General features: G+C 69.3%; 23 protein-coding genes and 1 tRNA gene. 9 read left to right on the top strand and 15 right to left on the bottom strand.

Annotation, left to right across the window (positions count from 1 at the left end; genetic code table 11):
• The first annotated feature begins 6 nt into the window (after window positions 1-6).
• From JOD54_RS07900 to JOD54_RS07885, 4 genes are read left to right on the top strand one after another with little or no spacing between them, the layout of a single operon-like run.
• Window positions 7-927 (top strand): radical SAM protein, encoded by a 921-nt coding sequence (locus JOD54_RS07900; protein ID WP_307859880.1) that lies wholly within the window; start codon window positions 7-9, stop codon window positions 925-927.
• A gap of 8 nt (window positions 928-935) precedes the next feature.
• A complete protein-coding gene (locus JOD54_RS07895) occupies window positions 936-1,679 on the top strand; it encodes an AAA family ATPase (RefSeq protein WP_204449903.1) in 744 nt (247 codons plus the stop codon).
• A 12-nt stretch (window positions 1,680-1,691) separates the two neighbouring features.
• Window positions 1,692-2,522: a phosphotransferase gene (locus tag JOD54_RS07890; protein WP_204449902.1), complete on the top strand. Its 831-nt coding sequence runs from the start codon at window positions 1,692-1,694 to the stop codon at window positions 2,520-2,522.
• Between the two features lie 15 nt (window positions 2,523-2,537).
• On the top strand, window positions 2,538-2,696 hold the full coding sequence (locus JOD54_RS07885; protein WP_204449901.1) for a hypothetical protein: 159 nt from the start codon (window positions 2,538-2,540) through the stop codon (window positions 2,694-2,696).
• Between the two features lie 338 nt (window positions 2,697-3,034).
• Here the strand turns inward: JOD54_RS07885 and JOD54_RS07880 are convergent, their stop codons facing one another.
• Window positions 3,035-3,367, bottom strand: a complete 333-nt coding sequence (locus tag JOD54_RS07880) for a winged helix-turn-helix transcriptional regulator (RefSeq protein WP_204449900.1) — start codon at window positions 3,365-3,367, stop codon at window positions 3,035-3,037.
• An 87-nt stretch (window positions 3,368-3,454) separates the two neighbouring features.
• On the opposite strand from JOD54_RS07880, the gene JOD54_RS07875 reads away from it, so the two are divergent.
• The gene (locus JOD54_RS07875; protein ID WP_204449899.1) at window positions 3,455-3,778 is read left to right on the top strand and encodes an NAD(P)-binding domain-containing protein; all 324 of its coding nucleotides are present in this window, start codon (window positions 3,455-3,457) and stop codon (window positions 3,776-3,778) included.
• 34 nt (window positions 3,779-3,812) lie between these two features.
• Here the strand turns inward: JOD54_RS07875 and JOD54_RS34970 are convergent, their stop codons facing one another.
• From JOD54_RS34970 to JOD54_RS07825, 10 genes are all read right to left on the bottom strand, one after another.
• Window positions 3,813-4,928 (bottom strand): DUF2786 domain-containing protein, encoded by a 1,116-nt coding sequence (locus JOD54_RS34970; protein ID WP_275592647.1) that lies wholly within the window; start codon window positions 4,926-4,928, stop codon window positions 3,813-3,815.
• Between the two features lie 120 nt (window positions 4,929-5,048).
• Window positions 5,049-5,186: a hypothetical protein gene (locus JOD54_RS07865; RefSeq protein ID WP_204449898.1), complete on the bottom strand. Its 138-nt coding sequence runs from the start codon at window positions 5,184-5,186 to the stop codon at window positions 5,049-5,051.
• 42 nt (window positions 5,187-5,228) lie between these two features.
• Entirely contained in the window at window positions 5,229-6,644 is a 1,416-nt protein-coding gene (locus JOD54_RS07860; RefSeq protein WP_204449897.1) for an aminopeptidase P family protein, read from the bottom strand.
• Window positions 6,645-6,695: 51 nt separating this feature from the next.
• Window positions 6,696-7,973, bottom strand: a complete 1,278-nt coding sequence (locus JOD54_RS07855; RefSeq protein WP_307859879.1) for an aldehyde dehydrogenase family protein — start codon at window positions 7,971-7,973, stop codon at window positions 6,696-6,698.
• 5 nt (window positions 7,974-7,978) lie between these two features.
• Window positions 7,979-8,977 carry a proline racemase family protein gene (locus JOD54_RS07850; protein ID WP_204449895.1) on the bottom strand — a complete coding sequence of 333 codons (999 nt, stop codon included), beginning with the start codon at window positions 8,975-8,977 and terminating at the stop codon, window positions 7,979-7,981.
• 1 nt (window position 8,978) lies between these two features.
• Window positions 8,979-9,887, bottom strand: a complete 909-nt coding sequence (locus tag JOD54_RS07845) for a dihydrodipicolinate synthase family protein (protein ID WP_204449894.1) — start codon at window positions 9,885-9,887, stop codon at window positions 8,979-8,981.
• Complete coding sequence (locus JOD54_RS07840; RefSeq protein ID WP_204449893.1) at window positions 9,884-11,164, bottom strand: NAD(P)/FAD-dependent oxidoreductase; 1,281 nt, start codon at window positions 11,162-11,164, stop codon at window positions 9,884-9,886. The genes JOD54_RS07845 and JOD54_RS07840 overlap by 4 nt, the downstream gene beginning before the upstream one ends.
• Window positions 11,161-11,403 (bottom strand): (2Fe-2S)-binding protein, encoded by a 243-nt coding sequence (locus JOD54_RS07835; protein WP_204449892.1) that lies wholly within the window; start codon window positions 11,401-11,403, stop codon window positions 11,161-11,163. Before JOD54_RS07835 ends, JOD54_RS07840 begins: the two co-directional genes overlap by 4 nt.
• Window positions 11,394-12,503, bottom strand: a complete 1,110-nt coding sequence (locus JOD54_RS07830) for an NAD(P)/FAD-dependent oxidoreductase (protein ID WP_204456138.1) — start codon at window positions 12,501-12,503, stop codon at window positions 11,394-11,396. The genes JOD54_RS07835 and JOD54_RS07830 overlap by 10 nt, the downstream gene beginning before the upstream one ends.
• A gap of 66 nt (window positions 12,504-12,569) precedes the next feature.
• A complete protein-coding gene (locus JOD54_RS07825) occupies window positions 12,570-13,157 on the bottom strand; it encodes a helix-turn-helix domain-containing protein (RefSeq protein ID WP_307859878.1) in 588 nt (195 codons plus the stop codon).
• A gap of 193 nt (window positions 13,158-13,350) precedes the next feature.
• On the opposite strand from JOD54_RS07825, the gene JOD54_RS07820 reads away from it, so the two are divergent.
• From JOD54_RS07820 to JOD54_RS07810, 3 genes are read left to right on the top strand one after another with little or no spacing between them, the layout of a single operon-like run.
• Window positions 13,351-13,743 carry an effector-associated constant component EACC1 gene (locus tag JOD54_RS07820; RefSeq protein WP_307859877.1) on the top strand — a complete coding sequence of 131 codons (393 nt, stop codon included), beginning with the start codon at window positions 13,351-13,353 and terminating at the stop codon, window positions 13,741-13,743.
• Entirely contained in the window at window positions 13,724-14,905 is a 1,182-nt protein-coding gene (locus JOD54_RS07815) for a caspase, EACC1-associated type (protein ID WP_204449889.1), read from the top strand. Before JOD54_RS07820 ends, JOD54_RS07815 begins: the two co-directional genes overlap by 20 nt.
• Window positions 14,905-15,840: a transporter substrate-binding domain-containing protein gene (locus tag JOD54_RS07810; protein ID WP_204449888.1), complete on the top strand. Its 936-nt coding sequence runs from the start codon at window positions 14,905-14,907 to the stop codon at window positions 15,838-15,840. The genes JOD54_RS07815 and JOD54_RS07810 overlap by 1 nt, the downstream gene beginning before the upstream one ends.
• A 45-nt stretch (window positions 15,841-15,885) precedes the next feature.
• Here JOD54_RS07810 and JOD54_RS07805 read toward each other — a convergent pair.
• The 4 genes from JOD54_RS07805 to JOD54_RS07790 all read right to left on the bottom strand — a co-directional run bounded on the left by JOD54_RS07805 (window position 15,886) and on the right by JOD54_RS07790 (window position 17,316).
• A tRNA-Ser gene (locus tag JOD54_RS07805) sits at window positions 15,886-15,975 on the bottom strand.
• Between the two features lie 102 nt (window positions 15,976-16,077).
• The gene (locus tag JOD54_RS07800) at window positions 16,078-16,290 is read right to left on the bottom strand and encodes a CsbD family protein (protein ID WP_204449887.1); all 213 of its coding nucleotides are present in this window, start codon (window positions 16,288-16,290) and stop codon (window positions 16,078-16,080) included.
• A gap of 79 nt (window positions 16,291-16,369) precedes the next feature.
• Window positions 16,370-16,834, bottom strand: coding sequence for a nucleoside deaminase (locus tag JOD54_RS07795; RefSeq protein WP_204449886.1), 465 nt, complete (start codon window positions 16,832-16,834; stop codon window positions 16,370-16,372).
• Window positions 16,831-17,316 (bottom strand): tRNA adenosine deaminase-associated protein, encoded by a 486-nt coding sequence (locus tag JOD54_RS07790; protein ID WP_204449885.1) that lies wholly within the window; start codon window positions 17,314-17,316, stop codon window positions 16,831-16,833. Before JOD54_RS07790 ends, JOD54_RS07795 begins: the two co-directional genes overlap by 4 nt.
• 77 nt (window positions 17,317-17,393) lie before the next feature.
• Between JOD54_RS07790 and JOD54_RS07785 the strand changes: the two genes are divergently transcribed.
• Entirely contained in the window at window positions 17,394-18,629 is a 1,236-nt protein-coding gene (locus tag JOD54_RS07785; RefSeq protein WP_204449884.1) for a M20 metallopeptidase family protein, read from the top strand.
• Window positions 18,630-18,659 lie beyond the last annotated feature (30 nt).

Genomic DNA, 18,659 nt, shown 5'->3' with positions numbered 1-18,659 from the left:
ACAGAATTGCGCCAACTAGACCGAGGGGTTGAGTTGAACGATTTGTCATTCCTCTGGCTGGAGATCACCGGAAAGTGTCAACTCCAGTGCTCCCATTGCTACGCGGAGTCCGGGCCGACCGGCACTCACGGCGAGATGGGGTCAGTGGACTGGGAGCGCGTCATCGACCAGGCTGCGGGGCTCGGGGTTGAGATGGTGCAGTTCATCGGCGGGGAGCCCACGTTGCACCGCTCGCTGCCTGACTTCGTCGGTCGGGCGCTGGGGCGCGGTCTGCAAGTCGAGGTGTTCAGTAACCTTGTGCACGTGCCGGAACGCCTGTGGGAGGTCTTCACCCAACCGGGGGTTCAGCTCGCGACGAGCTACTACAGCGACAGCGCCACCGAGCATGAGGCGATCACCAAGGGGCGCGGTAGCTACAAGCGCACCAAGGCGAACATCGCTGAGGCTGGGCGCCGCTCGATCCCCTTGCGCGTTGGACTGATTGACGTCGCGGATGAGCAGCGAGTCGAGCAGGCTCGCGAGGAACTCACCGCGCTCGGGGTCACCGGTGAGGTGCGGGTCGACCACCTGCGCCAAGTTGGCCGCGGCGTCCGAACCGTAGAGCCGGACGTGTCGCAACTGTGCGGGCACTGCGGTAAGGGCAAGGTGGCGGTGGCACCGGATGGGTCGGTGTGGCCCTGTGTGTTCTCTCGGTGGATGCCGGTCGGGAACGTCCGGCAGGACTCTCTCGCCGAGATCCTGAGCGGTCCGGCGCTGGCGGAGGCCATCGCCCAACTGGAACAGCAGTTCGCGGCGACGCCGCACTCCGGCAAGCCGTGCGACCCTCAGTGTGGGCCGAACTGTGGGCCAGCGTGCACTCCGCAATGCTGGCCCACCGGCAGCGGTCCGTGCGGTCCCAAGGGCGGCTGCCAGCCCAACTACGACTAGGAGGGTGAGTGTTCGTCAGCCGCGCGCACGTGCCTGAGTCCCTACGTCCCGACGACTACCGACAGTGGCCTTACTCCGTGCCCGCCGTGGCGGAGGTTGTCGAGCGCGGGGTTGAGTTCACGCACCCGGTCACCTTCCTCGTCGGCGACAACGGTTCTGGCAAGTCGACCTTGGTCGAGGCCATCGCCGAGGGGTTCAAGCTGGACGCGCGCGGCGGGCGAGCAGCCCGCAAGGCAGGCAACGCCAATCCGTCCAAGACGGCGTTGGGTGAAGTGCTGCGACTGGAGACCACCGCCAAGGGCGCTCGCATGTTGGCCGGTCCTCGTCTGAAGAAGAAGGGCTTCTTCCTGCGAGCTGAAACCGCGTTCAGCATGACCGAGAACCTTGGCGGTGTTCCCGGGTATTGGGAGGAGAACACCGCGGAGATGAGCCACGGTGAGGGGTTCCTCGCCGTGTTCCGCTCGATGTTTCGTGCCCCCGGGTTCTACGTGATGGATGAGCCCGAGTCGGCGCTGTCCTTCACGGCCTGTCTGCAATTGGTGTCGCTCATGCACGAACTGGGCCGGTCAGGTGCTCAAGTCATCTGCGCGACGCACTCGCCGATCCTGGCCTCGACTCCCGGGGCTGACATTGTCGAGGTGGGCGAGCACGGACTACGCCGGACCAAGTGGGATGACCTTGCACTGGTCACCCACTGGCGCCGCTACCTCGACAACCCCAGCGCGTACCTTCGGCACATCACCGACGCGTGAAGGGGCGAGGCGTTGACGACCGATACCGGCGAAGCCGATGCACGGTTCAAGAAGTGGATGCACGACAACCTGACTCGCGCAGCGGGCCACTTCGGGGTGTCTGTCGTCGGTGTGCCCCTGGCCGGATGGCTCGATCGGTCGATCAGCGCGGCGGTCAGCAAGGACGGTACCGACCATTGGCTGCGGGTCGTGTCCGAGGACAAGCAGTGGACCGGCGGCGACTTCTGGACCGGTAACCACGATGCGAACGTGTTCACCGACCTCCGCAAGCCGCGGGTGTTGGACGTGTTCGAGTGGGAAGAGTGGCGGCAGCAGCGAGCCGAGTTGATGACCTTGGTACCTGGCCGAGCTTGCTCGCCGACGGACGTCCTGCGGATCGCGGTCGACCTGCCGGACGCGTGGTGGACCGAGCTGCGCCGCACCACCGACACCGTCGCGGCGACGCCCACTGAGCGGGTCAACAGCACGCAGGACAAGGTCACAGAACGGCTGGTGCAGCGGTTCGGCCAAGCCGTCGACTCCACCGTGCACAAGTGGGAAACAGTGCACGGTGACCTGCACTGGGCGAACCTGCTCGGCCCCGAGTTCGGCCTACTCGACTGGGAACTGTGGGGACGGGGACCGGCGGGGACCGATGCCGCGACGCTGCTGTCGTACAGCCTGTTGGTTCCCAAGACGGCCCAGCGGGTGCGGGAGGTCTACGCCGACGTACTCGACACCCGTGCTGGACGACTCGCTCAGCTCTACGTCGTCGCTCGGTTGTCACGCCGGATCGAGGGTGGGGATTACCCAGACTTGGCCGAACCGCTCAAGCGCCACGCTGCGGCCCTGCTCGACGGCTAACGGCGCAGCGCATCCATGTACGTGATTCGACCAGCCGAAGCGGCGGACCGCGATGGGGTCGCTGACCTGGTGCACACCCGGGCGGAGTGGATGCGCGACCAGGGCATCGGCCGGTGGCGCGGGTGGGTGAAGTCGGCCGAGCACCTCGCTGACCAGGTCGCCGAACCCGACTGAACGCGCCGAGTCGGCGATCTTCCTGCAATCGACCGTGACCCACCCCTGCCGGGCGGGCGCTGGGCTGGGGATGGCCATCGCGTTCTGGGCGCTCGACCGTGCCGCCCGGCAGGGGCGGCAGTGGGTTCGTCGCGGTGTGCTCAGCGACAGCGAGGGCGGGAACCGCGGCCTGGTGCGCTAGTACCAACGCCAGGGCTGGCGAGTGGTGCGCGCGGTGCCGCACCCGCGCAAGCCCGGCGAGATCACCGTGTGGTCACTCGCCCGACCAGCGGCAAGGCAGCCCGACCTCGACAATTTCGTGACGGAGATTCCCTCGCCGGAGAGCAGTGGCAACAGGTTCAGGTGCCGATGACGTTCTCCCGGCCCCAGGTGCCCAGTGGGGCGAGGGCGGCGTTGAGGGACCGGCCGCGCGGGGTGAGGGAGTACTCGACGCGGAGGGGGAGTTCGTTGTAGGGGTGGCGGTGGACCACGCCGTCGGATTCGAGTTCGCGGAGGTGGCTGGTGAGGACCTTCTCGGTGATGCCGGGCAGGTGCCTGCGCAGCTCACCGAAGCGGCAGGGGTGTTCGTCGAGGGCCCAGAGGATGAGCACCTTCCACTTGCCGCCGATCACGTCCATCGCCGCGTCGATGCCGCAGTGGTAGGCGCCGCTGGGGCGGGGGGTGGTGGCCATGCCACCAGGGTGCCCCAAGCCGGGGGGTGGGCACTGACTTCATAGTGCGTACTTGATCACCGCACCCACTCCGACCAGCCTGGACCCATGGCAGTCACCCTCCTCGGACTCGGTGCGATGGGCACCGCGATCGCACAATCCTGGCTCACCGCGGGCATCCGGACGACCGTGTGGAACCGCACCGCCAAGGCGCTCCCCGGCGCGACGGTGGCCGACTCGGCGGCCGCGGCCGTCGCGGCCAACCGCCTGGTCGTCGTCTGCCTCCTCGACGACGACTCGGTCACCTCGACGCTCGATGGCGTTGACCTGGCGGGCAAGGACCTGGTCAACCTGATGGCGCGACGAGCCGAAAGGGGTTTCGGCGACCAGGACAACGCAAGCCTGGTAGACGAACTGCGCCAGGCGCCCTAAATGGACGTCCACTGTGGATCGAGGTGGCAGTGAGCTAACTGGCGACGCGGCGGTGGGGGTGGAGGTCGGCTTGGTCGGCGGCGGCTAGGCCTGCGGTCCAGCCTGAGGGGTTGGTGGCTGTGGTGCGGCGGGTGCGGATGCCGGGGTAGAGGGCGGTGAACTTGGCTTCCACGGCCGCCTCGCGGGAGGCCAGGGCTGGGACCAGGGCCGTTGCGGTGGGGCGCACGTGGGCGGCGGCCTCGGTGAGGCGCTGGTGCACGCGGTGGGCGTAGGCGACCAGGAAGGCGTGGCGGTAGGCCCGGGTGCGGCCGGGGGCGTGGGCCATGGCGCGGGTGGACTGGGTGGCCAGCGACGCGGCGAGCAGTTCGGTGATCTCCAGGTCGGTCTCGTGGCCGACCAGGCCGACGCAGCCGAGGCGGGGGTAGAACACCGAGCGGCAGCGGTTGGCGGTGGCCACGGCGTCGACCAGCTGGGCCTTGGGCACCTGGTAGGGACCGCTGAGCCACATCCGGCGGGCGGCGGCCTGCTGCGGGTGGTCGGCGGTGATCACGGCCTGCTCGAAGGCGTACCGCGACATCAGCTCCTGGGCCTTGGCCGAGAGCGCCTCCGCCTCGGCGGCGAACGGGGTGGACTCGGCCTTGGCCAGCAGGCCGCGCACCTTGATCATCACTCGCGGGTCGACCGCGGGTCCGCTCGCCTGCTCGGCGGCCTCGCAGGGGCCCGGGACCAGGCGGGGCAACTGGGGCAGGGCCATCAGGACCGAGACGAGCTCCACGACCTGGCTCAGGCTGGGGACCAGCGGCTCGGTCAGCTCGATCGGGGTGCCGTCCAACTCCGCGAGCTGCGTGCGCCACACCGGGTGCAGCCTGGCGGTCGGGTAGCGGCGACATTCGTGCCCGATGGCCGCCGTGACCAGGGCGGTCAGCGCCTTCGGCACCGCCGCGACGGCCTCTGCGGGCAGCCAGCCGCGCTGCCAGAGCAGTTCGAGCGCCCGCGACAGCGAGGCGGCAGCGGCGGCCGTGGCCACCACCTGGCCGTGCTCGGCGACCTGGCGAACGCGGTCGAGCGCCGTCACAGGCCCGAGCGCGGCGGCCTCGGTCAGCCGGGCGGCGAGCAGAGCGACCGACCCCTGTCGACCATACGTTCGCATGGCGCCCATCTTGCCCGCTCGGCGCCGGTTGTTCAAACACATGTTCGAACGCGAACCGCCCGACGAGCTCAGCGGGCACATGGCCAGGCGCGGGCGACTTGCCCGCACCTGGCCCAGCGGTCAGTCCTCCTCGGGCGCCGCGTGGTCGGGCTTGCCCGGGTTCGGGTCGCGCGACAGGTCGATCAACGGGTGCCGCTCGGCCCCCTCCGGCGCCGCGTGCTTGCCGGTCCCCTCTTGCCGTTCGTCGTGGTCAGTCACGACGTCCCTCCTTCAAGTCCCCTGTCTACAGCGGACCCGAGGCTACCCCCGGCGGTCGCGCACCCACTCGGTGATCCCGTCGGCTGTGATGGGCAACGCGTCGGAGATGACGTCGGCGCCGGTGGCGGTGACCACCAGGTCGTCCTCGATGCGCACCCCGACGCCGCGCAGCTCCGGCGGCACGGTCAGGTCGTTGGGGTGGAAGTAGAGGCCGGGTTCGACGGTCAGCGCCATGCCCGGTTCGAGGACGCCTTCGTGGTAGGACGCGGCGCTCGCGCGGGCGCAGTCGTGCACGTCCATGCCGAGGAAGTGGCCGATGCCGCACACGATGTAGCGGCGGTGGTGCTGCCCGTTGCGGTCGAGCGACTTCTCCACCGACCCGGGCAGCATGCCCCAGTCGTGCAGGCCCTCGGCGAGGACAGCCATGGCCGCCTCGTGGAAGGCGCGGTAGTCGCGCCCCGGCTTGACTTCAGCGATACCCGCCAGGTGCGCCTTAAGGACGAGGTCGTACACACGGCGCTCGGCGTCGGTGAACTCACCTGCGACCGGGAAGGTCCTAGTGACGTCGGCCGTATAGAGGGTGCTGACTTCGACACCGGCGTCCAGCAACAGCAGGCCGTCTTCGGCCACAGGGCCGTCGCACCTGGTCCAGTGCAGGACCGGGGCGTGCGGGCCCGCGGCGACGATAGAGGTGTACCCGGGGCCGTTGCCGAGAGCGCGGGCGCGCCGGTCGAAGGTGCCCTGCAGCCACCGCTCACCACCACCGCGCACGGCCGTGTCCAGCTCACGAGCCACGTCGGCGAAGCCGAGGACGGTGGCGTCAACGGCCGCCCGCAGCTGCCCGATCTCCCAGTCGTCCTTGATCCGCTTGAGCTCGGCGAGGGTGGTGCGCAGCTCCGGGCTGTGCGCCCCGACCAGGGCGTCGAGCAGTGGGTCGACGCCCTTCGCGGCGAGGACCTCCGGCAGCTGGCCGCGCAGCGAGCGGGGCAGATCCTCCAGCGGCCTGCACTCGATCTGCAGCGCCTCCGACCACTCCGCGAGGCCGGGCACGGCACCGATCCACAGCTCCCCGTCGCGGGCGCTGGCGAAGAAGTCCGGCTCACTCGGACCCGCGGGCTCACGCAGGTGCAGGACGGCGTCGTGGCCGCCGCCGACCGGGTTCATGACCAGGACGGCGCCCTCGGCGCTGCAGTTGGTGAGCCAGCCGAAGTCGCTGTCCACCCGCAGCTGGTAGTCCGTGTCGTTGGACCTCGTCGGGGCGATGCCCGCGGCAATGGCGATGCGCTTGCCGGGGAACGCGGCGGAGAGCCGGGCGCGGTGCGCGGCCGCGGCCTCAGCCGCGCCATCGACCAGGTGCACCCTGCGGTCGGCCGGGCCCCAGTCGTCGCGGACGAAATCGCGGAAACCCTCGGCTTCCACCAACCTCGACGGGTCTCGTCGGGCAGGGCGGTCGCTCATCTGGACACCTCTTTCACCTGGTCGGGACGTTCACCTGGTCGGGACGTTCAACTACTGGGACACCTGGACGGTGCGGCTGAGGGTATAGAAGCCAGCCGCGGCTTTCCCCTGCTCCTTGCCGCCGTACCCGGAGCCGCGCTCACCGCCGAACGGCAGGTGGAAGTCGACGCCCGCGGTGGGCATGTTGACCTTCACCTGCCCGGATTCGCACCGCTGCACGTAGGTCAGCGCGGCCTCCAGGTCGGCGGTGTAGAGCGCGGTGACGAGGCCGTAGTCGGTGGCGTTGGCGAGGGTGATCGCGGCGTCGACGTCGGCGACCTCGGTGATGGTGGCGATCGGCCCGAACACCTCCTCGCGGTCGAGCCGAGTGCCGGGTCCGACGAGGGTCGGCCGGACGAACCAGCCGTCGCCGTCGGCCCGGCTGCCGCCCGCGGCGAGCACCCGGTCCCTGGCGGCGGCGTTGATCACCGGCCCGACGGCGGTGGTCGGGTCGTTCGGGTCGCCGATGCGCAATGCGGTCACAGCGGACATGAGCGCGTCGCGGACCCCGAAGCCCACAGCGATCACCCGTTTGGTGGCGGTGCACTTCTGGCCCGCGAACCCCATGGCGGCGTAGGCGATGTCGGCGGCTGCCCGCTCGAGGTCGGCGTCGGGCAGCACGATCGAGGCTGACAACCCGCCCATCTCGCACTGGGCGGGGATACCCCTGGCGGCGGCCTCGACGGCGACCTGGCGGCCGACTGCCCCCGATCCGGTGAACGAGACGACGTCGGCCGAGTCGACCAGGGCGGCCCCCGCGTCCGGACCGCCCGGGACGACGGCGAACAGGCCTTCGGGCAAGTGCCCTTCGACGAGTTCGGCGAGCCGCAGCGCGCACGCGGTCGCGTCGGGGGACGGCTTGATCACGGCGGCGTTGCCGAAGGCCAGGGCCGGTGCGGCCTTCCACACCGGGATCGCCAGCGGGAAGTTCCACGGCGTGATCAGCCCAGCGACGCCGCGTGGCCTGCGCACGGTGAACGCCAACCCGCCCGGGTAGGTCTCCCCGATCGGGTCGAATGCCTGTTGCGCGTAGTAGCGGAGGATCGCGACGGCACGAGCGACTTCGCCTTTGGCCTCGGTGATGGGCTTGCCGACTTCCCGCACGATCAACGCGGCGAGGTCGGACCCGGCCACCGCGTCGGCCATAGCGTCGAGCGCGGCCGCGCGAACCGCCGGCCCCGTAGTGGCCCACTCTCGTTGCGCGGCCCGAGCTCGCGTCACTGCGCCAACGGCATCGCCCTCCGGCACGTCGATGACGACGTCGTCAGGAGCCTGGGGCGAGGTGGACACGATCCTCACAGGACGAACCCCCTTGGGAACGGGTCGGTTGGGTCGAGCAGGTACTGGGCCGTGCCGGTGATCCAGGCTCGCCCGGTGACTGTGGGCACGACCGCCGACAGGTCGCCCACCTCGGTCGCCCGCACCAACCGGCCCACGAAGTGGGTTCCCAGAAGCGACTCGTTGATGTGGTCTTGGCCGATTTCGAGTTCCCCGCGCGCGTGTAGCTGCGCCAACCGGGCTGAAGTGCCGGTACCGCAAGGGGACCGGTCGAACCAGCCCGGGTGGATCACCATGGCGTTGCGCGAACCGCCATTGGCGCGCGGCGACACCAACTGCACGTGTTTGCACCCCGTGATGGCGGGGTTGCCCGGGTGCACGGGCCGGTTGGACTCGTTGATGGCGTCCATGATGGACAGTCCGGCGGCGAGCATCCGGTCCTTCTCCGCGCGGTCGAACGGGATGCCCAGGTCCGCGATGGGCAGGATCGCGTAGAAGTTGCCGCCGTAGGCCATGTCGTAGCGGACCTGCCCGATACCCGGCACGTCTACCGTCGCGTCCAACTCCAGCGAGAACGACGGGACGTTCTCGATGGTCACCGACTCCGCGCGGCCATCCCGCACCGCTACCCTGGCTTCGACGAGCCCGGCAGGGGTGTCAAGCCGGATAAGAGTTTCCGGCTCGGTGACCTCAACCATCCCCGTTTCCACCAGGACGGTCGCCACACCGATGGTGCCGTGCCCGCACATAGGTAGGCACCCGGACACCTCTATGTAGACGACACCCCAGTCAGCATCGGGCCGCGTAGGCGGCTGGAGGATCGCCCCGCTCATGGCCGAGTGGCCGCGCGGTTCGTTGACCAGGAACTCCCGCAGGTGGTCGAGGTTGGCCATGAAGTACTCGCGGCGCTCGGCCATCGTCGCGCCGGGGATGACGCCCACCCCACCGGTGATCACGCGGGTTGGCATGCCCTCGGTGTGGGAGTCGACGGCGTGTAGGCATCGGACGGAACGCATGTCAGGCTGCCTGCACTGCGTCGACAGCGCGGCGCATGTCCGCCTCGAGCAACGCGAGCTGCTCGGGCGCCAATGGCCCGCGCGGCGGGCGACAAGGCCCACCAAATCGGCCCACCATGTCCATGCCGTGCTTAATGGCCTGCACGAACTCTGTCCGCGAGTCCCACCGGAAAGCCGCGACCATGGGCTCGTAGAGCGCCCGCGCCTCGGCGACCCTGCCTTCGAGCGCCAGCTCATAGAGGCGCACGGACTCGGCGGGGAAGACGTTGGGGAACCCTGCGAACCAGCCGGTGGCGCCCATCAGCAGCGACTCCAGGACGACGTCATCGGCTCCGGCGACCACAGCCAGGTTCGGAGCGGCTTCCCGGATCTCCAGGACCCGGCGCACGTCACCGGAGAACTCCTTGACCGCCACGACGTTGTCGATCTGGGCGATCTCGGCCATAAGAGCGGGCGTGAGGTCGACCTTGGTGTCGATCGGGTTGTTGTAGACCATCACCGGCAGGCCTACGGACGCCACAGCGGTGAAGTGTTCGACGACCTCGCGGGGGTTGGCCCGGTACATCGTCGGCGGCAGGCACAAGACGCCGTCCGCACCGTCGTCCGCTGCCAGTTCGGCCCAGTGCCGAGCCTGGTGGGCGCCTACGCCGTGGACGCCGACGACGACGATCCCGTCGTTGCCCACGGCCTCTACCGCGGTGCGGGCGACCTGGCGGCGCTCATCGTCGGTCAGCGAGGAGTACTCCCCCAGCGAGCCGTTGGGGCCAACACCGCGGCAGCCGCTGTCCACCAGCCACCGGCAGTGCTCGGCGTAGCGGTCCAGGTCCGGGCGCAGTCCCGCGGGCGCGGTGGCGTCCGGGGTGTAGGGCAGGGCGGTGGCGACGATGACGCCGTCAAGTCGCTCGGTCACAGGTCCTCCTCTGGCAGGGATGCGAGTTCGGCCAACCGCAGCGGCGTGGCGATGGGACGGCGCTGCAGGTCGGCGGGGGTGAAGAAGGTGCGCCGCTCGGCGGCGAGGGTGGTGGCCAGGTCGACCGCGGAACGGCCGCACATCCGGCCTTGGCACAGGCCTAGGCCGACGCGGCTGGTCAGTTTGAAGGTGCGCGTACCGGTGGCACCTAGAGCGATCGCCTCACGAAGCGCCCTATAGGTGACTTCTTCGCAGCGGCAGATCAACGTGTCGTCTTCGAGCCAGGTTTGCCAACCAGGTCGAATGGGGTGGGCAGCTGCTAGTGCCGTGGCGAACCGCCTTCCGCTGCGGACCTTGGCCAGGGCTTTGGTGGGACAAGGCCCGCCAGCTGCCGCGGTTCCAGCAACCTCTCCCTCGGCGGCTGCCAGGTCTGCCCCGCCGATACCGGTGACTTCACCTGCCGCGTACCAGCCGGGTACCGATGTCGCGCCGGTGTGGTCGACAGCGACGAAGCCGTCCACCACCTCGCACCCGGCGGACACGGCCAGCTCCAGGCGCGGGGTGAAACCGTGGCCTACGCAAACAGCATCGACCGCGACGCGGCGCTGGCCGCGGATGGTCCAATCAGGGTTCAGCTTGGCCACGGTGACAGCGTTGACCTTGTCGTCGCCGTGCGCGGCCACCACCGCAGTCCTGGGGCGCCACGGGGTTCGTAGGCGACGCGCGTAGCCCAAGAGCTCGGCGACCTTTGCAGGGCTCGCCGCGCGGGGGTGGTTGAGCCACCCCAAGCCGGTGTTGGCGTCGCAGATCCCCAGCACCGTCGCGCCTACGTGCACCAGTGACTCGGCGACCGGGAGTAGGAAGGGGCCTGTTCCAGAAACAAGAACCCGCTGGCCTATAGAGACGCCTTGCCCCTTGGCAAGCGCTTGCGCAGCCCCTGCGGTGTAGACGCCGGGCAGATCCCACCCCGGGAACGGCACCACACGGTCGTGTGCGCCAGTGGCGAGTACTACCGCGTCTGCCTCGATGGTCTCGCCCGTGCGGGTGGGGCTGTCAGCCTGGCCCGTGCGGATGTGCAGCCGTAGGCCCTGAACGGCCCAGACCGTGCTGTTCGCGAGGTACCGGACTTGAGGATCAATGCGTTGAGTACTGCCCCTATAGAACTGGCCACCCAATGTCGGCTCGCTGTCGACCAGCACGGTCTCCGCCCCAGCGCGAGCCGACGCCTTGGCCGCTGCAAGCCCAGCAGGCCCACCTCCGATGACTACGACTCTCACGGCTCCTCCGTGCGAACGTCGTCACCTTCGGCCAAGAGCCGCTGACAGGCACGCACATCAGGGATCCCGTTGACCGTCACAAGGCAGTCGAAACACACCCCTATGCCGCAGAAAACACCTCTTGGCTTCCCCGCGCCTCGGGTGGTGCGCCACGAAGTGCGGCCGTCGGCGAGCAGTGCAGCCGCCACGGTCTGACCCGGCGCCGCGGAACAGGGCACCCCATCTATGGTCACGCGCACAGGAGCACCCCCGGCCGGTCCACTCGGAACGGTTCAGGATCCAGGTGCGGTGCGGCACCAGTGATCAATTCCGCAAGTAGGGCCCCAGTTGCGGCCGCCAGGCCGATTCCGGCGCCTTCGTGTCCGGTGGCGTGCCACAGACCCGGAACGCGCGGATCGGCTCCAATGACCGGCAGGTGATCTGGCGCATAGGGCCGGAACCCGCCGTAGGCGCGCATGACCGGGACAGTGGCCAGAGTTGGAAACAACGCGACCGCCTTGCGCGCCAACTCGCGCAGCACGCGGACGCGGATCGACTCGTCGAACCCGACTCGTTCGCGGCTCGATCCGATGAGGATGGTGCCCGCCGCAGTGGATTCAACGACAGTCGAGGTCTGCAGGTCGGCATCACCGCTAGCGACCGCGCCTACGTAGTCGGCGTCGTAGACCTTGTGGTGCACAGTAGGCGGCAACGGGGCAGTCACGAGAACCATCCCGCGGCGCGGTGCGATCGCTATAGGCCCGCCGAGAACCCGAGAGACCTCTCCCGACCACGGACCGCATGCGTTGACGACGTGCTCGCAAGCGATAACGCCCTCGGTCGTGCGGACGCCTCTTACGTCTAGACCCACGACAGCGACCCCGGGACGTAGGACGCCGCCGCGGCGCCGGACCTTCGCGAGCAGAGCCTGCGTAGCCAGAACCGGCTGTACCTGAGCGTCTTGCGGGTAATGCACAGCAGCCGTCACGCGGCTCGTAAGGTGCGGCTCCATCTCGCGCGCCTCGGCCGGGGTGATCCACCGAGCATCCACACCGACCTCACGCTGGGCCGCCGCGAACCGCTCTAGAGGAGCCGGGTCTCCCGTGGCGACCACCAGGCCGCCCTTCGGCTCCCACTCGACGTCGAAATCCTCAACAAGGGCGGGCCACCGGCGCAGAGAAGCCAGGGCGAGTTCCAGTTCCGGGCCTGCCTCCTTGTCCGAGACGAGGATGTTGCCCTCACCCGCGGCACTGGTGCCCGCCGCGAGCGGACCCCGGTCGAGCACGGTGACGCGGAGCCCGGCGGCCGACAGCGCATCAGCGCACGCGGCACCGATCACCCCCGCACCGACGACGACCACGTCCACGAGCCCTCCTGGCGTTCATTGAAGTGAACGCCCTGAGCGTAAGCAGCCGGGCCGGGGCGGTCAATCCCCATGTACCCCGATCGCGGGACGATCCCCGTTGGAGGGGTACTCGAGCAGCAGCACGGACACGACAGGACCGTCGACCGCCGAGTACACGTGCGGCCCGGCCGCCGAGAAGCACACGTAGTCGCCCGGACCCACCTCGTAGGGCTCGGTCGGCGGACCCACGCGCAGCACACCTTCGCTCACCAGCACGTGTTCCCGGCCGGGATGGCCAGCCGAGTACTGGGTCTCCCCCGGCCGGACCCGCTGGTCGTAGACCTCGATGACGGTGTCGGTCAGGTCCAGCCTGCGCATCATCCGCAGGTCGACAGCCGTCCCGGACAGCACGTCGACCTCGGCGCCGCGCACCAGCACGACCTCCGCCTCGGCGGGCGCGGTCAGCAGGCTGGACACCGGCACCCCAAGAGCGTTCGACAGACTGAACACTGTCTCGATGGTCGGATTACCGGTCCCCGACTCCAACTGCGAGAGCGTCCCCTTGGCGATCCCGGACCGCCTGGCCAGCTCCGAGAGGGAGAACCCGCCCAGCTCGCGCAGCGCGCGCAGGTTCCCCGCGAGCACCTGCCCCGCCTGCCTGCTCACCACCGACCTCCTCGACCCCGTGTCCGGCAGTTCTACCGCACCGGGACGCCGGGACCGCACCGCGACGCCAGGACCGCCCTGCGACGCCAGGACCGCACCGTGGCGGGAACACCGGCAACGATCTTCGTGAGACCCTGTGTCGAACGTAACAGCCGACGAGCGGACCCGACATCTCCAACAACGGAGAGGAGTGGGAGTGCACCTGCTTGTCACAGCGGAGGGGGACACCGCGGACCTGTGGCGGTGGCTGAGCAACGAGGAGGACCTCCGGGGCAGGGTGCGGATCCGCCCAGGTCCAGTCCAGGAAGGCACCCTCGGTGCTGAGCTCGTCATCGCCGCGGCCATCGCCGCCGCGCCCGTGGTCGCCGACTCCGTCCTGCGCTTCCTGACCGAACGGCACCGGCAGCGCCACTCGGATCTGGAGCTGACCGTCGAGGACCCGTCGGGGAGGGTCCGCAAGCTCAGGGTCCAGCGGACCACTGATGCCGGGGACCTCGTCCGGTTCTTCGTGGGCGAGCCGGAACCACCCGCGGTGGACGGCGTGGACGCGAGCTTCTTCGGGGATGACGATGCGCCTACCCGATCCTGAGTTATCCCGCGCCGTCCTCATCGGAACCACGAAGTACACCGACCCCAACGCGGGTGGCCAGCTGCCGGTGATCGGCCACAACATCGCCGACCTGGTCGACGTGCTCGTCGACGAGAACAACGGCGGGTTCCGCCGCGAGCACTGCGCCCAACTGGTCGACGAGTCCAACAGCGCGCGGATCCTCGAGCGGCTCGACGAAGCCGTCGACCAAGCCCAAGACGTCCTGCTTGTCTATATAGCGGCGCATGCGCTGCCTAGGGACCCGGACGCGAACAACCTGTTCATCTATCTCCCAGGCACTGACACGTCGAAGCGGCGGTGGTGGCAAGACGCCCTGTCTTACGACGATGTCCGTGAGACGGTCCGCCAGAGCACTGCGGACAACACGATCGTCATCGTTGACACCTGCTTCGCAGGGCGGGCCTTGCGAGAGTCGCTGGGCGGGCAGGCCGAACATCTTCTTAGCGTGAAGGGCGCCTACACACTCACGGCGGTCGGTAAGAACTACCGCGCAGTCGCCTTGCACAGCAACGAGCGGAACACCGCGTTCACCGGGACCCTGCTGGAGTTGCTGTCGAACGGCATAGAGGGGCAGGGAGAGATGCTGTCGCTGCCGAAGGTCTTCCCCCACTTGCGTAAGACCCTCATCGACAACCACCTCCCGTCGCCGCACCAGCACATGACCGACAGCATCGAACACCTCGCATTGGTGCGGAACCGCGCGAACAACGCCACTTGGTCGCTGCCCGAACAGGTCCAGGAGGACCTTGAGAGCGAGAACTACACCGTGCGGGCGCGAGGGATCCGCGAACTCGGCCCCATCTATAGGACCGGAAGCCCTGCCGTGCAAGCGGCGAGTCGCGCCGAGCTGACCAAGGCGCTAAGCGACGACAGCAAGTTGGTCAGCAGCGAGGCGTCACGCGTATTGAAAGACCTCGATGGCAGCCGGACCAGCCAGGTCCCCATCACCTTGGCCCGGCGGCGGCAGCCGGACTGGTGGGCGATCTCGACCGGCCTGGTCGCCGCGCTGGCCGCAAGCGTGGCGTTGTGGTGGTCGAGCTGGTACCTGCCGCACGCCATCATCGCTGGCGCGGCGATCGGGGCGCTCAGCGCCACCGCGCAACGCGTCGCGCACAGCTCGACAACCGGGAAGAAGGTCTGATGGCCGACCGTCGGCTCCGCGTTCGACTGCTCTCCCTCAGCGCCGCCGCCGTTGTCGCGGCCACGGCCACGGTGGTGGCCGACCGGTTCGTCAACCCGGCGCTGATGTCCCTGCCCAAGACCGTCAAGATCGGGTTCAACGGCAGGCTGCCCGGGTGGAGCTTCGGCAAGTGGGACAAGGAGAAGGGCGCCTACGAGCGGCCGTCCGGCTTCGACGTCGCCCTGGCCGACTACCTCGCTGACCGGTACGGCTTCACCTGGGAGCCGGTGTTCCTCGACCCCGGTCAGCGCGAACCCTGGTTGGTCAGCGGGAAGGTCGACCTGGTCATCGCGAACTACTCGATGGACGGCAAGAGCTCTGAGAACGGCACCGCGTCCCGCAGCGACGTGCTGGACTTCGCCGGGCCGTACTTCCTCGACGTCTCCGGCGTGATGTTCAACCGGTCCAAGATCAAGGACCTGCTGTCGGTGAACGTCGAACGCGGGACGGTCAAGTTCCTGTGCGCCTCCGTCGGGACCACGGCCGAGGAGTACCTCCGCAGGTCCGCGGTGCCCAGCAGCGACGAGACCCCGGTGCGCGCGACCCAGCGGGAGTGCTTCGACCGGTTCAACAACCCGAACGACCTCGCCGTCACCGGCATGGTCACCGACCAGAGCATCCTGAGCGCGTACAGCGCGAGCGCCTACGCGAAGAACGCGGGCCCCAAGGTGGAGTCGGCCACGTGGGCCAACGACCAGTTCGGCTTCCCGATGAACGACGAGCGCTACGGCATCGCCATGCGCGACGGCAGCCCCGCCCTGTGCCGGGAGCTGGCTGACGCGGTGGACGACTTCCTCGCCGACAGCGCGGGGTGGGATCGGGCTTTCGCCGACCACCTCTCGGGTATCGAACGGCAGGGCCACAAACCCGCCAAGGCCGATCGGCGCCTGTGCTGAAAAGCCAAGAGGGTCGGACAGTGGCTGTCCGACCCTCTGAGAGCTTGGCGGTGGCGGTGGGATTTGAACCCACGGACGGGGTGAACCGTCACGCGCTTTCGAGGCGCGCTCCTTCGGCCGCTCGGACACGCCACCGCAGAAGAGACTACAGACCCCGTCGGCCCTGCGACGATCGGGTTCCCTAACGAGTGCGGGCCCGCCTCCCGGGGGATAGGAGGCGGGCCCGTGATCAGGAGGTCAGCGCCGGTTGTCCAGACGGTCCTTGGCGTCGTGGACCGCACCGGCGACCTTGTCGCGGAGCGTGTGCCCCGCCTCCTTGGCCTCACCGCTCACCTGGTCCGCCTTGCCGGACGCCTCCAGGTCGCGGTTGCCGGTCGCGTGGCCGAGCTTCTCCTTGACCTCGCCGACCACCTGCTCGGCCTTGTCCTTGGCCTTGTCGAACACGCTCATCGCCATTCCTCCGTTCGCCGACACCACTGGGGTGTCCGCCGAGACGGGTGAATCCACATCATTGTGACTCACATCACTATTAACGCCGGGTGGCGAAGAACTCCGCGATGAGCGCCGCGCACTCGGCTTCGAGAACCCCACCGACCACCTGCGGCCGGTGGGTCAGCCTGCGGTCCCGCACAACATCCCACAATGAGCCAACAGCGCCGGTCTTCGGCTCCCACGCACCGAACACGACGCGCTCGACCCTGGCCAGCACGGCCGCCCCGGCGCACATGGTGCACGGCTCGACGGTGACCGCCAGCGTGCAGCCGGTCAGCCGCCAGCCGTCGCCGTGCGCGGCAGCGGCCGCGCGCAGGGCCAGCACCTCGGCGTGCGCGGTCGGATCGCCGAGCGCCTCGCGGGCGTTGCACGCCGCGGCCAGCGGCGCGCCGTCGGGGCCGAAGACGACGGCACCGATCGGGACGTCGCCGCTCGCCGGGGCCGCGCGGGCCGCCACCAGCGCGGCGCGGACCAGTTCGTCCAGGTCAGCGCCGGTGTTCACTGCAGGATGGTGTCCAGGTGCTTGGTCAACTCCGCGGCGAACCCGCAGCGCTGGGCGATCATCTGCAACTGCTCGTCCGGGTACAGGTCGATCTCATCGATGATCACCTGCAGCTCCGGGGCAGGCAGGCCGAGGTCGGCGAGGATGTCGAGCGACCCCTCCGGCCACACCTCGTCCTCGTCCTCGGGCGGGTCGACCCGCAGCACGTCGAGCGCGTCGGCGGCGATGTCGTAGTCCAGCGCCGCCGCGGCGTCCGACAGCAGCAGGGCCACCCCGCCCGGACTGGGCCGCAGCACGAGGAAGAACTCGTCGTCGATGGCCAACAATCCGAATACCGCCCCGGTGGAGCGGGTCTTGCGCAGCTCGGTGATCGCGGCATCGAGCTCGCGCAAGGCGGTGCTGTCCATCGGATCGCACCGCCACTTGCCGTCCTCGCGGACGACCGCAACCCCGAAGCCCGGTACCGGCTCCTCTCCCGACATGCACACACCGTATTCCGCCGGGAGGTCACCCGGAAGAAGCAGTCCCCCATACCGGGCCTCGATGACACTATCGAGAAATGACGAACCAGGCTCCGGCCTCCTCACCGCTGGCGGGCGACCCCCGGTTCAGCGGCCTCCTCGAAGCAGCGCACGCCCTCCAGCCCAAGACGGTCGCCCTGCGCAGGCAGCTCCACCAGAACCCGGAGCAGGGCCTAGAACTGCCTCTTACGCAGGCTGCGGTGCTCAGCTCTCTCGCGGATCTGGACCTACGCGTGCACACCGGGGAGAAGGTCGGTTCCGTCATCGGGGTGCTTGAAGGCGCCCGGCCCGGTCCGACCGTGCTGCTGCGCGGCGACATGGACGCACTGCCGCTGCAAGAGGACACCGGTCTTGACTACGCGTCCCGGATCGAGGGCAGCATGCACGCCTGCGGCCACGACACGCACGTGGCGATGCTGGCCTCGGCCGCGCGGCTGCTCACCGACCGCCGCGACCAGCTGGCCGGGACCGTCGTGTTCATGTTCCAGCCCGGCGAGGAAGGCCACTACGGCGCGAAGTTCATGCTCGACGAGGGCCTGCTCGACGTGGCCGACCGGCCGGTGGACCAGGCGCTCGCGCTGCACATCACCTCGAAGGAGACCTCCGGGGTGCTGCGGTGCAGGCCCGGCCCGATCATGGCGAGCGCGAACTCGTTCACCATCACCGTGACCGGCAAGGGCGGGCACGCCTCCAACCCGTCCGACGCGGTCGACCCGGTGCCCGCCGCAGCGGCCATGGTCGGCGCCCTGCAGACCGTGGTGACCAGGCGGATCAGCGTGTTCGAGCCGACGGTCGTGACCATCTCGCGGATCACCGCCGGGACGACCTCGAACATCATCCCGGAGACCGCGGAGCTGGAAGGCACGCTGCGGGCGCTGTCGGAGGCGTCGCGGGCGACGATGCTGGCCGAGATCCCGCGGGTGTGCGAGCAGATCGCCGCGGCCCACGGCTGCACGATCAGCTTCGTGGTCGACGCGGGCTACCCCGTGACCGTCAACGACGACGAGGTCGCGGGCCGCGTGCACGACATCGCGCGGGCCACCCTCGGCAACGGACACGTCAACCCGATGACGAACCCGCTTATGGGCGCCGAGGACTGGTCCTACGTGCTTCAGCGCGTGCCTGGCGCGATGGCGTTCCTAGGGGCCTGCCCGCCCGGGGTCGACCCGGCCGAAGCTGCGCCCAACCACTCCAACCGCGTCCACTTCGACGAGTCGGCACTACCGCACGGAGTGAGCACTTACGCTGCGTTCGCTTTGGACGTACTGCGCTGACAGGTGATCCATACGGCACAATCCGGCTAC

Origin of the sequence: Actinokineospora baliensis (assembly GCF_016907695.1) — a bacterium.
Lineage (GTDB): Bacteria > Actinomycetota > Actinomycetes > Mycobacteriales > Pseudonocardiaceae > Actinokineospora > Actinokineospora baliensis.
Note: the sequence above shows the minus strand (reverse complement) of the source record. Positions and strands in the feature narration are given on the sequence as shown.